The sequence below is a fragment of the Stenotrophomonas sp. FW305-C-20-S1 genome (genome assembly GCF_058783335.1).
In genome coordinates, this window is record NZ_JBYTEK010000063.1 from 1 (window position 1) to 14,108 (window position 14,108).

At 69.0% G+C, this 14,108-nt stretch carries 10 protein-coding genes; 4 read left to right on the forward strand and 6 right to left on the reverse strand.

The window, feature by feature from the left end:
* The first annotated feature begins 126 nt into the window (after window positions 1–126).
* Window positions 127–672, forward strand: coding sequence for a glutathione peroxidase (locus tag AC3WTC_RS19930; RefSeq protein ID WP_492712372.1), 546 nt, complete (start codon window positions 127–129; stop codon window positions 670–672).
* A gap of 87 nt (window positions 673–759) precedes the next feature.
* Here the strand turns inward: AC3WTC_RS19930 and AC3WTC_RS19935 are convergent, their stop codons facing one another.
* From AC3WTC_RS19935 to AC3WTC_RS19960, 6 genes are read right to left on the reverse strand one after another with little or no spacing between them, the layout of a single operon-like run.
* On the reverse strand, window positions 760–1,761 hold the full coding sequence (locus tag AC3WTC_RS19935; RefSeq protein WP_492712373.1) for an MlaA family lipoprotein: 1,002 nt from the start codon (window positions 1,759–1,761) through the stop codon (window positions 760–762).
* 1 nt (window position 1,762) lies between these two features.
* Window positions 1,763–2,074 (reverse strand): STAS domain-containing protein, encoded by a 312-nt coding sequence (locus AC3WTC_RS19940; protein ID WP_025875628.1) that lies wholly within the window; start codon window positions 2,072–2,074, stop codon window positions 1,763–1,765.
* Window positions 2,064–2,726: an MlaC/ttg2D family ABC transporter substrate-binding protein gene (locus AC3WTC_RS19945; protein ID WP_025875629.1), complete on the reverse strand. Its 663-nt coding sequence runs from the start codon at window positions 2,724–2,726 to the stop codon at window positions 2,064–2,066. Before AC3WTC_RS19945 ends, AC3WTC_RS19940 begins: the two co-directional genes overlap by 11 nt.
* The gene (gene mlaD / locus AC3WTC_RS19950) at window positions 2,723–3,247 is read right to left on the reverse strand and encodes an outer membrane lipid asymmetry maintenance protein MlaD (RefSeq protein ID WP_006404090.1); all 525 of its coding nucleotides are present in this window, start codon (window positions 3,245–3,247) and stop codon (window positions 2,723–2,725) included. The genes AC3WTC_RS19945 and mlaD overlap by 4 nt, the downstream gene beginning before the upstream one ends.
* Window positions 3,248–3,305: 58 nt before the next feature.
* Window positions 3,306–4,055 (reverse strand): MlaE family lipid ABC transporter permease subunit, encoded by a 750-nt coding sequence (locus AC3WTC_RS19955; RefSeq protein WP_006404088.1) that lies wholly within the window; start codon window positions 4,053–4,055, stop codon window positions 3,306–3,308.
* Entirely contained in the window at window positions 4,055–4,843 is a 789-nt protein-coding gene (locus AC3WTC_RS19960) for an ABC transporter ATP-binding protein (protein ID WP_080150186.1), read from the reverse strand. Before AC3WTC_RS19960 ends, AC3WTC_RS19955 begins: the two co-directional genes overlap by 1 nt.
* Before the next feature lie 194 nt (window positions 4,844–5,037).
* Between AC3WTC_RS19960 and recC the strand changes: the two genes are divergently transcribed.
* The 3 genes from recC to recD are packed head-to-tail and all read left to right on the forward strand — an operon-like array spanning window position 5,038 to window position 13,927.
* On the forward strand, window positions 5,038–8,379 hold the full coding sequence (gene recC, locus AC3WTC_RS19965; RefSeq protein ID WP_492712375.1) for an exodeoxyribonuclease V subunit gamma: 3,342 nt from the start codon (window positions 5,038–5,040) through the stop codon (window positions 8,377–8,379).
* Entirely contained in the window at window positions 8,376–12,050 is a 3,675-nt protein-coding gene (recB, locus tag AC3WTC_RS19970; protein WP_492712376.1) for an exodeoxyribonuclease V subunit beta, read from the forward strand. The genes recC and recB overlap by 4 nt, the downstream gene beginning before the upstream one ends.
* Window positions 12,047–13,927, forward strand: coding sequence for an exodeoxyribonuclease V subunit alpha (gene recD, locus AC3WTC_RS19975; RefSeq protein ID WP_492712377.1), 1,881 nt, complete (start codon window positions 12,047–12,049; stop codon window positions 13,925–13,927). The genes recB and recD overlap by 4 nt, the downstream gene beginning before the upstream one ends.
* Window positions 13,928–14,108: the final 181 nt, after the last annotated feature.

Here is a 14,108-nt window from a genome sequence, read left to right on the forward strand (position 1 = left end):
CCCCCCCCCCCCCCCCCCCCCCCCCCCCCCCCCCCCCCCCCCCCCCCCCCCCCCCCCCCCCCCCCCACTACCGGTCACGTGCGGCGGTATGCTGGTGGGCCTTTCCCCGCTGTAGCCGGAGCCCGCGTGAGCACCTCGATCCAGGATATTTCCCTCACCACCATCGACGGCCAGCCGTCCTCTCTTGCCGACTACCAGGGCAAGGTGCTGCTGCTGGTCAACGTGGCGTCCAAGTGCGGCCTGACCCCGCAGTACGAAGGCCTGCAGGCGCTGTATGCGGAAAAGCACGCGCAGGGGCTGGAAGTACTGGGCTTCCCGGCCAACAACTTCCTCGGCCAGGAGCCGGGCAGCGAGGCGGAGATCCAGCAGTTCTGCCAGCTGACCTACGATGTGAGCTTCCCGATGTTCGCCAAGATCAGCGTGGCCGGTGAAGATACCCACCCGCTGTACCAGCAGCTGACCGCCGCGCAGCCGCAGACGATCGGTGAAGGCCCGCTGCGCGAGCGCCTGGCCAGCAAGGAGATTCCGATCCACCCGGCACCGGCGGTGCTGTGGAACTTCGAGAAGTTCCTGGTTGGCCGCGATGGCAAGGTCATCGCCCGCTTTGCCCCGGACGTTGCCGCCGATGACGCGCGCCTGCGCGAAGCGGTCGAGGCGGCACTGGCGGCCTGAAGACGACGTGCCAACCAAGGTTGGCACCTGCCGGTAGAACAAAAAACCCCGCCGAGGCGGGGTTTTTTCATGCGTTGCCGGCAGCGGTCAATTGGTCCACTGCGGCATCGGCATCGCATCGACCGGGATCGGCGAGTTCGCATCGTCGCTGCCACGCTCGCGCTTGCCACGCAGGTCGTTCTCGATCTGGTAGTTGCGGCGCTGCATCCAGGCATCGCGGACCAGGGCGTATTCGTCCACCGCGGTATCGCGCAGGTCGTCGATCGCCAGCAGCTGCGCGCGGGTATCGACCAGCTGCAGGCCCTGCAGACCGATGCGGTACTTGTCGCTTTCGATGCGGCGGATCGGCGACAGCGGGATGTCACCGGCCAGGCCGAACACATCACGCACGGTACGCGGGCCGAAGAACGGCAGTTCCACGTAGCGCGAACGACGCCAGCCCCAGGCGCCCAGGGTCTGCCCGAAGTCCTCGTTGCGTCGCGGCACCATCGCCTTGCTGGCCGGGTCGAACAGGCCACCGATGCCCAGCGTGCTGTTCATCAGGAACCGGCCCAGGCTGTCCCAGGCGTCGCCGGGGCGGCCCTGCAGCAGCTGGTTGGTGATGGTCAGCGGCGCACGCAGGTTGCTGAAGAAGTTGCTCACGCCGGTACGGGCAAAGCGCGGCACCACGTGGGTATAGGCGGTTGCCAGCGGGCGAGCGATACCGCGGTCGACGGCGTTGTTGAACCCGTGCACCTTGCGGTTGAAGGGTTCCCACGGGTCGTACGCGGTAGTGCTGGTGGTGCTGCCATTGGCGCCGTACAGCGCGTCGAAGTCGTCATCGCCGCCCGGTGCGGCGGCGGTGGCATCACTGCCGGTTGCACCCTGCGAGGCGGTAGCCGGTGCCGGCGCGGCCGCAGCAGGTACGGGGGCGTCGGCTGCGACGCTCGCTGCAGGCGCATCCGCACCAGCAGCGTTGTCGACCGTGGTGGTGTTCGTCGCCGGCACCACGGTGTCGGTGGTCGGCGCGTCGCTGCGCGCCGGCTTGCCGGCACAGGCGCTGAGCGCGGCGGCCAGGAGGATCAGAGGGAAAACGCGCACGACGTTCATGTCAGCTCGCAGCAGAAGTAGCGTTGAAGTCCAGGTCGGGCGACAGCCGGTAGGCCGCGCTCAGCTCGTTGTAGCCGGCGGGGGCGCCGGAGATTGTCAGCGGATGGCCGCCCTGGCGCGCGCGTGCGGCCAGCTCGGCCAACAATGCCAGGCCGGCGCTGTCCACGCGCTCGACCTCCGCCAGTTCCAGCCGCGACAGCTGCGCAGGCAGGGCCTGCAGTTGCGGCCACAGCGCGATCACCGCTGCACGGTCGAGCACCCCGCGCAGGCGCAGGGTGTCACCTTCCAGCAGCGCCAGCGCCTTATTTGCCATTGCCGGCCGGCCCAGCCTGCATGCTGCCGCTGCGCAGTTCGGTGGCCACCTGCTTGATGCCCTTCTGTCGCAGCGGGGCATCGAACTGGTTGCGGAAGGTCTGCACGTAGGAGATGCCTTCGATGTTCACGTCGAAGATCTTCCACTGGCCGCCTTCGTTGCGCATCCAGTACTCGACCGGCGTCGGCTCGCTGCCGGCACGCACCAGCTCGGTGCTCACGCGCACGCCGCGGTTGCCCGGCAGCGGGCTTTCGCCCTTCAGGCGGAAGCTCGGCTTGCCCTGGATGTTGAGCAGGGTCGAGCCATAGCGCTGCATCAGGTTGTCGGCCATCGCATTGGCGAACAGCTTGATGTCAGCGTCCGCAGCGCCGCGGGCGTGCGTGCCCAGCACCAGGCGCGCGGCATAGTCGCGGTCGAAGGTGCGGTTGAGCTCGCTGTCGATATAGCTGCGCAGGCTGGCCGGGTTGCCGCTGAATTCGGCACGGCGCTGCTGCAGGGTGGTGAGGATGCGCGTGCTGGCGTCGATCACCACCTTGCCGGCCTGGCCCTGGGGGGCGGCAGCAGCGGGGGCGGCAGCCTGGGCCTGGGCCAGGAACGGAGTGGCCAGCAGCAGCGACGAGGCGAGCAGGGCCGGGATCAGTTTCATCTTCATGGTTGCGGTTCCGTTGCAGGCGCCTGCGCGCCATCGTTGGGCTTCGGAGCAGCGCCGCCACCGGCGCCGCCACTGAACATGTATTTGCCGACCAGCTGGATCAGGTCCACGGCCGGCTGGGTGAAGACGATCTCTTCGCCGGGCTTGAGCACGTCGGGATCGCCGCCGGGCTGCAGACCGATATAGCTCTCGCCGAGCAAACCACTGGTGAAGATGCCCGCCGAGGTATCGGCCGGCAGATCCTTGACCTTGCTGTCCATGCGCAGGGTCACGATCGATTCGAACTTCACCGGGTCCAGATCGATCGCTGCGACCTGGCCGACGGTGACACCACCGATCTTCACCGGCGCCTGCTTGCGCAGCTGGCCGACCTGGGAGAAGCGTGCCTTGAGTTCATAGCCTTCGCCACCCCAGCTCCAGCGCTGGTTGGTCGAGGCGACGGCCAGCACCATCAGCGAGGCCAGGGCCAGCAGCAGGAAGGCGCCGACGGAGAATTCGAGTCTGGGACCGCGGATGGCCATGTGGATTACCTGATCAGTCGTGGTGGCCGCGCGCCGATGCGCACCGCCGATGGAGGGGTTAGGTGAACAACATTGCCGACAGTACGAAGTTGAACATCAGCACCAGCAGCGAGGCGTTGACCACCGCACGGGTGGTGGCGACGGACGTGCCTTCGATGGTCGGTTCGGCGTGGAAACCGACATAGGCGGCCACCAGGGCCGCGGTACCACCGAAGATCGCCGACTTCAGCATCGCCACGCCGAAGTCGTCCCAGAAGTCCACGCTGCCACGCAGCGCCGACCAGAACACGCCGTTGTCCAGGCCCAGCACGTGCACGGCTTCGAAATAGCTGGCACTGATCGCCAGCGAACAGAAGATGCCGGTCAGCAGCGGCACGGTCAGTACCGCCGCCCAGAAGCGCGGCGCCACGGCCTTGGCCACCGGGTCGATGGCCATCAGTTCCAGCGCCTTGATCTGGTCGGTGGCGCGCATCAGGCCCAGCTCGGCGGCGATCGAACTGCCGGCGCGGCCGATGAACAACAACGCGGTCAGCACCGGTGCCAGTTCGCGGTACAGCGACAGGCCGAGCAGGGTGGACAGCGCGTCGGCCGCACCGAAGGTGGTCAGCGTGCGGTAGCCCTGCAGGGTCAGCACCAGGCCGACGAAGGCACCGCCGACGGCGATGATCGGCAGCGAGCGCGCACCGATCTTGTAGATCTCGCGGGTCAGCTCGGCCAGGAAATCACGGGTCGGCAGCGAACCGCGCAGCACGGTCAGCGAGAACAGGCCGGCACGACCCAGCGAGCGGGTGGCTTGCACGAACGGCATCAGGCAACCCTCGCGCGCGGTGCGGCATCAAACGGGATGGGACCATCGGGCTGCCCATGCAGGAACTGCTGCAGCAGCGGGTCCTGGCTGGACTGCAGCGCCTCCGGCGTGCCTTGGAACACGATGCCGCCATTGGCGATCGCGATTACCTGGTCGCAGATCGGCAGGGTCTCGTGCACGTGGTGGCTGACGATGATGCTGGTCAGGCCCAGGCTGTGGTTGAGGCGCTGGATCAGGCTCATGATCACCCCCGAGGCGATCGGGTCCAGCCCGGTCAGCGGCTCGTCGTAGATCATCAGCGGCGGGTCCAGGGCCAACGCGCGGGCCAGTGCCACGCGCCGGGCCATGCCACCGGACAGCTCACGCGGCCAGGCATCGGCGGCGGCCAGCAGGCCGACCGAATGCAGCTTCATCTGCACCAGCCGGCGCAGCACCGGTGCCGGCAGGCGGGTGTGGGTGCGCAACGGCAGGGCGACGTTCTCGGCCACGGTCAGGTCGGTCAGCAGGCCATTGCCCTGCAGCAGTACGCCGACGCTCTTGCGCATCTCCAGAAGCTCGGCGGTACGCTGCGGGATGGGTTTGCCGAACAGGGTGACGTCGCCTGCAACCGGACGCAGTTCGCCGGTCAGCGCCGCCAGCAGGGTCGACTTGCCGCTGCCGGACGGACCGAGCACCGCGGTGATGCTGCCCTTGGGCACCTGCAGCGAAACGTCGCGCAGGATCGTGCGCCCGCTCCGGTCGATGCGGACGTTGGACAACTGCACCAGACTGGGAGTGGAAGCCGACATGGGCACCCTTAACGTTTTTTCGACATTGAAGCATCGGGTCAGACTGCTGAACATAAGCAGACTGGACGGTGCAGTATTGTTGCACGGTCGGACCGTCGCCAGACCGGGACAATTCCGAAAACGACCGGAACAATCCGTCGCGATCACCGTACCCCGGGATTGAATACGGGCGGGTGTGCTGCACACTGTGCACGATGAGTGACCCGGGCAGCGACTTCCGCCTCTACCATTCCAATTCGCTGGACGTGCTGGCTGCCCTGCTGGCGCGCAACGTGCGTGTGCCGGTGCCGGGACAGCCGCTGCTGGCGCCGGAGGTGGTGCTGATCCCGCAGGTGGCGATGCGGCGCTGGCTGCAGGCGACACTGGCTGCCGAGTATGGCGTGGCCGCCAATCTGGAATTCCTGACCCCCGGTGAGTTCGTCGCCCGTGCGTTGAATGCCAATGTCGAGGGCGAAGCCGACGACCTGGACGCGGCCGCCCTGCACTGGCGCCTGTACCAGGCCCTGCGCGATCCGCAGCTGCTGGCACAGCCACCGATGCGCGCGCTGCAGTCCTATCTTGCTGGGGGCGACGCGCTCAAACCCTGGGCCCTGGCCGGCGAACTGGCCTCGGTGTTCGAGAAGTACCAGGCCTGGCGCCGCGACTGGCTGCTGCGCTGGGAAGCCGGCGCCGACGCGGCCGATCCGCAGGCCATCCTGTGGCGCAGCATCGCCGCCGGCCATGGTTACCGCGCGCGCCGCATCCAGGCGTACCTGGACCGCTTCGAGGGCGCCGGCCAACCGCTGCCGCAGGGCCTGCCGCCGCGGATGTCAGCGTTCGCCACCCTCAACATCTCGCCCGACGTACTGCGGGTGATGGCCACCCAGTCGCGGGTGGGCGAACTGCATTTCTATCTGCCCACGCCGGTGCAGTCCTACTGGGGCGACCTGCAGACCCTGGCAGAGCGCCTGCGCAGCGGTGCGCCGGACCCGTTCGGCGAGGCCGCCGGCGAGAACCGCCTGCTGGAAGCGTGGGGTGCGGCCGGCCGCGATTTCATGGCGGTGCTGGGCAGCTATGAAGTGGTGCATCCGGCCGGCGAGATCGCGGCTTATTCCGACCCCGAGCAAGACACGCGGCCGACGATGGACCAGGGCGGGCTGTCCGACAGCCTGCTGCATCGCCTGCAGCGCGACCTGTTCCACCGTCGTGCCTTGCCTTCCGGTGAACTGCGCGATGGCCTGCGCAGCGACGACCCGAGCCTGCAGGTGCACGCCTGCCACACCCGCCTGCGCGAGCTGCAGGTGCTGCACGACCAGCTGCGCAGCCTGCTGCAGGACCCGCGCTTCGACCCGCCGTTGCAGGCGCGCGAGATCGCCGTGCTGGCGCCGGACATCGATCCGTATGTGCCCTATCTGGAAGCGGTGTTCGGCGGACGGGGGGGCGAGGACGAACACATTCCCTACGCGCTGGCCGACAGCAGTCCGTTGGCTGGCGAGCCGCTGGCCGACGTGTTCGTGCACCTGCTTGGCCTGCCGATTTCGCGCTTCGGCCTGAACGAGGTGCTGGATCTGCTGGCCAGTGCACCCCTGGCCGAGGCCGCCGGCCTGGAAGCGGTGGACTTCGACCGACTGCATGGCTGGCTGCAGCAGGCAGGCGCACGCTGGGGCCTGGATGCCCAGCATCGCGACCAGCTGCAGGCCCCCAGCGATGACGCCTACACCTGGCAGTTCGCGCTGGATCGCCTGCTGCTGGGCCACGCCACCGGCAGCGAGGTGGATCTGGTCGGGGTGGCTCCGTGGATCGAACTGGAAGGCGGGGCGCTGGATGCGCTGGACCGGCTGCTGCGCCTGCTGCGCGTGCTGGCCGTCTACCAGCGCCGGCTGGGCGAACTGTTGACCCCGGCACAGTGGCGGCAGCGCCTGCTGTCGCTGCTCGATGCCCTGCTGCCGACACCACCCAGCTCGCCCAACAGCCAGCGCGCGCTGGAGCGCCTGCGCAAGCTGCTCAACCAGTTCGCCGAAGATGCGTACAAGGCCGGGTTCGTCGATGGCGTGCCACCGGAGGTGGTGCGTGCGCACTTCGCCGGTGCGCTTGCCGAGGCCGATACGCGCGCGCCGTTGCTGACCGGTGGCATCAGCTTCGGCCGCATGGTGCCGATGCGCCTGCTGCCGTTCCGGGTGATCTGCGTGCTCGGCCTCAACGATGGTGATTTCCCGCGTCGCGACCCGGCCGCCGGCCTCAACCAGCTCACCGCCGAACTGGATACGCCGCGCCGCCGTCCCGGCGACCGCTCCACCCGCGAAGACGATCGTTTCCTGTTCCTGCAGTTGTTTGCTGCTGCGCAGGACGTGTTCTACCTCAGCTACCTCGGCGCGGACCCACGCGATGGCAGCGTGCGCGAACCCTCGGTGCTGGTCAGCGAACTGATCGATGCCGCCGCGGCCTATCACCTCGATCCGTCGACCGCCACGCGGGACTTCACCGTGCGCCACGCGCTGCAGCCGTTCTCGCCGGCCGCCTTCGGTGACGGCGATCCACGCCGCTTCAGCTACCGCCGGCAGTGGCACCCGGCCGCCGGGCGACTGGGCGGGCAGCGCGGCGGCCTGCAGCCGTGGTTCGACGCCGCACTGCCGCCGCCGGTGGACGACGCGGTGGAAGAAGAGGTCTCGCTGGAGCGCCTGCGTCGTTTCCTGTGTGATCCGGCCGGGCAGTTCCTCGCACAGTCGCTGGGCCTGCGCCTGGCCGACGACGTCGAGGACGTCGACGACCTGGAGCCGCTGGTGCTGTCCTCGCGTGGGCCGGAGAAGCGCTGTGTGCAGCTGGCCGTGGTGCAGGCCACCCTGGCCGGTGACAGCGAGCCGCTGTACCCGCGGCTGCGCGCACGCGGGCTGCTGCCGTCGGGCATCCTCGGCGAGCGCCAGTTTGAAGTGGAGCGGCTCAAGACCCGACCGTATGCCACGGCCATGCTGGGCTGGTTGCAGGGCACGCCGCTGGAGAGCCGCCGCTATGAAGTGGAGATCGACGGCGTTCGCCTGCATGGCCGGGTCGGTGATCGCCATCCCGAAGGCCTGGTGCGCCTGCGCGCCGGCGCGCTCAACGGCAACGCGGTGATCCGCCAGGGGCTGGACTGGCTGCTGGCCAACGCCGCCGGCGATGCCTTGCCGCTGGTGCAGTTCTACGACGGCGGTGATGCCGGCCCCGGTCCGCATGCATTGCCTGCCTTGACCGTGCCCGCAGCACGCGCGGCATTGCGCGCGCTGCTGCAGCTGCGCCAGCGTGGGCTGCGCGAACCACTGCGCTTTGCGCCCTATACCGGCTGGGTGCTGTTCAACGCGCCGGTGGAAAAGCAGCGCAGCGAAGGCTGGAAACAATGGCATGGCAGCGACCGCAGCTGGGGTGAAGCCAACAGTGATGCCTGGCAGCTGCTGCTGCGTGGCGCCGACCCGTTCGCCGACGACGCCAGTTACGCCGACCTGCTGCGCAACAGCCAGGTGGTCTTCAGCGCCGTGCGCGAAGGGCGCAGCTTCGGCAATGATCCACAGGCGGGCCACGCATGAGCAGCGGTGCCGAGGGCGCTTCCATCAACACGCATTGCCCCGACCCTTACCTGGCGTTGCCGCTGCACGGCACGCGACTGATCGAAGCCAGTGCCGGCACCGGCAAGACCTTTACCCTGGCGACGCTGTTCACCCGTCTGGTGGTCGAGCAGGGCCTGCGTATCGGCCAGATCCTGGCGGTGACCTTCACTGACGCCGCCACCCAGGAACTGCGCAAGCGCATCCGCGAGCGACTGGCCCTGGCTGCGCGTCTGGTCGACCTGCCGCCCGGCGACGATGAAACACCCGATGCGCTGCTGACCCGGCAGGTGCTGCAACGTCATCTGCAGGACGGCACGGAAACCGCAAAAGCGTTGAAGCGGCGCCTGCAGGTAGCCGCCGACGAGATCGATCTGGCTGCGATCTTCACCATCCACGGCTTCTGCACCCGCGTGCTGCGCGAACATGCGCTCGAAAGCGGGCATACCTTCGACCCGCCCGAGCTGCTGGCCAGCGATCGCGAGCTGCTGGAAGAGCTGGCGGCCGATCTCTGGCGTGTGCATGCCAACGACCCGGCAACGCTGGAACCGCTGACCTGGTTGTGGTCCCACCCGGATGCGCTGGCGGCTGACCTGCGCGCGCTGCTGGCATCGCCACCGCTGCACCCGCCACTGCAGCCGCCGGCCGTGGGCGATCCGCGCCCGGCGCTGCAGGGCACGGCGGCGGAACTGTCGATGGCCGTGCGCGAGCACGGTGAGCGCTTCTTCCTGGACCTGTGCGAAGCGGTCGACAACAAGTGGATCAACGGCGTTTCCTACAAGCTGGGCTGGCTGCACCCGCTGGGCCGGCAGCTGTTGGGCTGGGCCGAGCGCGGCGACCCAGCCGAACTGCTGTCCAGCGACCGCTTGCCGGCGCTGCTGCCCGATGCGCTGGTGGCCAAGACCAACAAGAAGTTCGCCGACCGCACACCGTCCTCACCGCTGCAGGCACCGCTTGAGCGCTACGTGGCACTGCTGGCCCAGCGCGAACAATGGCTGCGTGCCACGGCACTGAACTTCCTGCACGCCCTGCGCGAGGAAGCCACCCAGCGCCTGTCCGTGCTGAAGCGCATGCGTCGCGTGCAGACCTACGACGATCTGATCGACGGCGTCGCCCGCGCGTTGGAAGGCCCGCAGCGGCTGGCCCTGGTCAAGCAGCTGCGGGCGCAGTACCGCATCGCCCTGGTCGATGAATTCCAGGATACCGATGACCGCCAGTGGGGCATCTTCCATACCGTGTTCGGCGCCTCGCCGGAGGTGGACGAACTGGGGCTGCAGCCGGCGCTGTTCCTGATCGGTGACCCCAAACAGGCCATCTATGGCTTCCGCGGCGGCGACATCCATACCTACCTGAAAGCCAAGCAGGTGGCCGAGCAGGCACCGGCGCTGGACCAGAACTTCCGCTCGCGCCCGGCCGTGCTGCGCGCGCTGCAGGCGCTGTATGACAACGCTGGCGAAGATGCCTTCCTCGAACGCGACATCCGGTTCGAGCCGGTGCGGCCCGGTGGCGTGCGTGTCGATGAGGACTACCTGCGCGATGGCCGGGCCGCACCGGCGCTGACCCTGCGCCTGCTGCGCAGCGACGGTGAAAAGGCCCTTGGCGCCGATGCGTCGCGCGACGCGGCGACCCAGGCCTGTGTGGCCGCGATCCACCAGATCCTGCTGGAGGCGCGTGCCGGCACCGTGCTGCTGCGTGGGCGCCCGGTGCAACCCGGCGATATCGCCGTGCTGGTGCGCTCGCATCGCGAAGCCACGCTGGTGCAGCGTGCACTGGCCGCAGTCGGCATTCCCGCGGTGGCGGCCGGCAAGCAGAGCCTGTTTGCCACCAGCGAGGCCCGTGACCTGCGTGCGTTGCTGCTGGCGTTGCTGCAACCGGCCGACGAAGGGCGACTGCGTACTGCATTGGCAACGGTACTGCTGGGGCAGCGCGCAAGCGCGATTGCCAGCATGGAGCGTGAGGGGGACCTGCAGCGCGGGTTCCAGGCACAGCTGCTGCACTGGCGCGAGCGCTGGCAGCGTGGCGGCCCGTTCGCGGTGGTGGCCGATGTCTGCGCCGCGCAGGGCGAGCGCCTGCTGGCACTGATCGACGGCGAGCGGCGCCTGACCAACTACCTGCAGCTGGGCGAACTGCTGCAGGAAGCCTCCGCGCAGGCACTGGGCATGCACGGCCTGCTGGACTGGCTGCAGGGGCAGATGGCCAATGCCGACCAGGATGACGAGCAACAGCTGCTGCGGCTGGAGTCCGACGCGCGACGGGTGCAGATCATCACCCTGCACAAGAGCAAAGGCCTGGAATACCCGCTGGTGTTCCTGCCGTTCGTGGGCATCGATGGCGGCGCGCCGAACACCGCCACGCACTGCACCGTGCACCTGCAGGGTGAACGCCAGCTGCATTGGAAGCTGGACAGGGACGACGCCTGGGACGCGGCCAGCAGCCAGCGCGAGCGCGAACAGCGTGCAGAAGACGCGCGCCTGCTGTACGTGGGCCTGACCCGCGCCGAGCATGCCTTGTGGATCGCCACCGGCGATCTGGCAGGCCATGCGAAGACCCGCCTGGCGCCGTTGCTGGGCGACCTGCAGGCGCTGCGTACGCACGCGGACGTAGACCTGGATGACAGTGCGCCGCCGGGCCGCCTGCCGCAGCTGCTGGCCGAAACCGAAGGTGAGCTGCCTGCGGTGCGTGCCTTGACCCGCCGGGTGCCACATGACTGGTGGGTCTACAGCTTCACCCAGCTGGCGCATGCCGACGCTGGCAACGGCGACGATATCGAAGCGGCGGCCACCGAACTGCCGGCACCGGCTGCCGACGAACCCGCCGGTGCCGAGCTGCCGCTGGAACCGGCGCTGCCGGACGCTGCCGCAGAAGACACTGCGCCGCCGGATCCGCGCTTCATGGGCAGCCGCTTCGGCAATGTGCTGCACGATGCACTGGAGAACGTCGACTTCGCACTGTGGTCGCACTGGCAGCCGCAGCAACCGGCACCGGAGGGACAGGCCGACGTGCTGCGCCGCTCGCTGCACGACGAAGGCTATGCCGACGAGGATCTGGACGATGGCGTGGCGGTGCTGGTGCCGCTGGTCGGCCACACCCTCACCGTACCGCTGCCCGAAGGCGGTGCGCTGTGCAGCGTGCCCGAGCATGAGCGCCGGGCCGAAATCGAGTTCCACTTCGCCATCGAGCCGACCGCGGTACCGGTGCTGCTGCAGCTGCTGCACGAGCACGGCATCTCCAGCGCACGGCGCGGTTTCGGCCTGCGCAGAAGGCTGGAAGGCCTGATGACCGGCAAGATCGATCTGACCTACGTGCGCGATGGCCGCTGGTATGTGCTGGACTACAAATCCAACCGGCTGCCGGGTTACAGCCCGGACCTGCTGGAGATCGCGATGCGCCACAGCGAGTACGACCTGCAGGCGCTGATCTATACCGTGGCCCTGCATCGCTGGCTGCGCTTCCGCCTGGGCGCGGCATACGACTACGCGCGCGACATGGGCGGTATCCGCTATCTGTTCTGCCGGGGCCTGGATATCGCCGGCAACGGCGTGCACGTGCAGCGCTTCGCGCCTGAGCTGGTGGACGCGCTGGATGCCTTGTTTGCGGGCGGCGAAGCAGCCCAGGCCGAGATGGCGGCGCGCGCGCGCGGAGAAACCGCATGAACCTGCTGCGCGATCTGCATCGCAGTGGCCAGCTGCGCACCCTGGACCACGCCCTGGCCATCAGCCTCAAGCGCCTGCGCGAAGACACGCCGGACGACGTGGCACTGGCCGCCGCACTGGCCTCGCTGGCCGTGGCGCAGGGGCACGCTGGCTTCGATCCGCGCCAGCCCCAGCGCGTGATCGATGGCATCCCGGCATGGCCCGAACCTGCGCAGTGGCTGGCGCAGCTGCAGGCCTCACCCTGGGTGGCGACCCCGCAGGATGCCAGCGCCGCCGCCGCGGAAGCGCCGCTGGTGCTCGAGAACGGTCTGCTGTACCTGCGCCGCTACCGCGAATACGAGCGGCAGTTGGCTGTCGGCCTGCAACGCATCGGCCGCCATCCGCTGCCTGCACCGGACATGGCCGCCGTGGCGCCCCTGTTCGCGCGTCTGTTCCCGCACGCCGCAACGGGTGAGGACCACCAGGCCCGTGCGGCTGGCGTAACCCTGCGCCACCCGCTGGCCCTGGTCACCGGTGGGCCCGGTACCGGCAAGACCACCACCATCGCCCGCCTGCTGCTGCTGTTGGCGGCACAGGCGCAGCACCAGGGCCTGCCCCTGCCGAAGGTGGCGTTGGCCGCACCCACCGGCCGCGCCGCCGAGCGCATGGCCGATAGCCTGCGCCTGGCCGTCCAGCGGCTGCAGGAGCAGGGGCTGGACCCGGCGCTGTGCACCGCGCTGCCCAGCACAGGCACCACCCTGCATCGCCTGCTCGGGGTGATTCCCGATTCACCGCGCTTCCGCCATCACGCCGACAATCCGTTGCCGGTGGACGTGGTGGTGGTCGACGAAGCCTCGATGATCGACCTGCCGCTGATGGCCAAGCTGGTCGACGCGATCGCCAGTGGTACCCGCCTGATCCTGCTCGGCGATCCCGACCAGTTGCCGTCGGTGGAAGCCGGTGATGTGCTCAGCGCCATCCTGCGCGCCAGCGGCGATGGCATCGGCACCCGTGCCGACGATGCGCAGGCGCTGCATGGACTGCTGGCAGCGGCGACGCTGCAGCCGCAGGCACCGCCGCGCGCGTTCGCAGGCCGCCGCGTGCAGTTGCAGCGTGGCTACCGGCAGAGTGATGCGCTGGACCTGGCGCCGCTGGCGCAGGCCGTGCGTGGCGGTGACAGTGGTACCGCCCTGCGCCTGCTGCGCAGTGGCGGGCTGGCTGGTGTCCGCTTCCATGAAGGCGAGGCGGACCCGTTGCGTGGCCAGCGCGAGCATCTGCTCGACCACTGGCGCGCACTGGCCGACGCAGTGGACCCGGCGCAGGCACTGCAGCAGGCCGGCCGCCTGCGCGTGTTGACCGCACTGCGCGAAGGCCCGCAGGGCGCGCGTGGCCTCAACAGCCGCATTGAACAGCTGCTGGCTGGCAACACCCCGGGCTACTTCCAGGGCCGGCTGCTGCTGATCACCGAAAACAGCTACCGCCACCGCCTGTTCAACGGCGATATCGGCATCTGCCTGCGCGATGGCAGCGGTGCGATGGTGGCCTGGTTCCCCGGCGAGACCGCCGACCAGCCGCGCGCCTTCCACCCGGCAGCGTTGCCCGCACACGAGAGCGCGTTCGCGATGACCGTGCACAAGGCGCAGGGTTCGGAGTTCGATGAAGTGTGGTTGCAGCTGCCGAGGCAGGACAGCCGCGTGTTGTCGCGCGAACTGGTCTACACCGGCCTGACCCGCGCCCGCCAGCGCCTGCAGGTGGCCGGCAGCGCCGAGGTGCTGGAGGCGGCATTGAAACGACATGCCAGCCGCCTTGGTGGCCTGGCCTGGCGACTGGGTGCGGAAGAGGTGACCGAGGAACCGGCGCGCGGTGAAGAACCCACCGTGCAAGGCACGTTGTTCTAAACGCCAGCCTTACCATCACGTCGGTCACCTTCATCCACGCACGGCGTGGATCTACCGTGTCGACCAAGGTCGACACCCACCAAGAGCACGCCATGCCATTCCGACAGATCGCGGAAATCTGTCGAAGGCGGGGTGGGTCCGGTTGCGGGGGCGTGAGCGCCATGGATGGCGCGACCGAGCT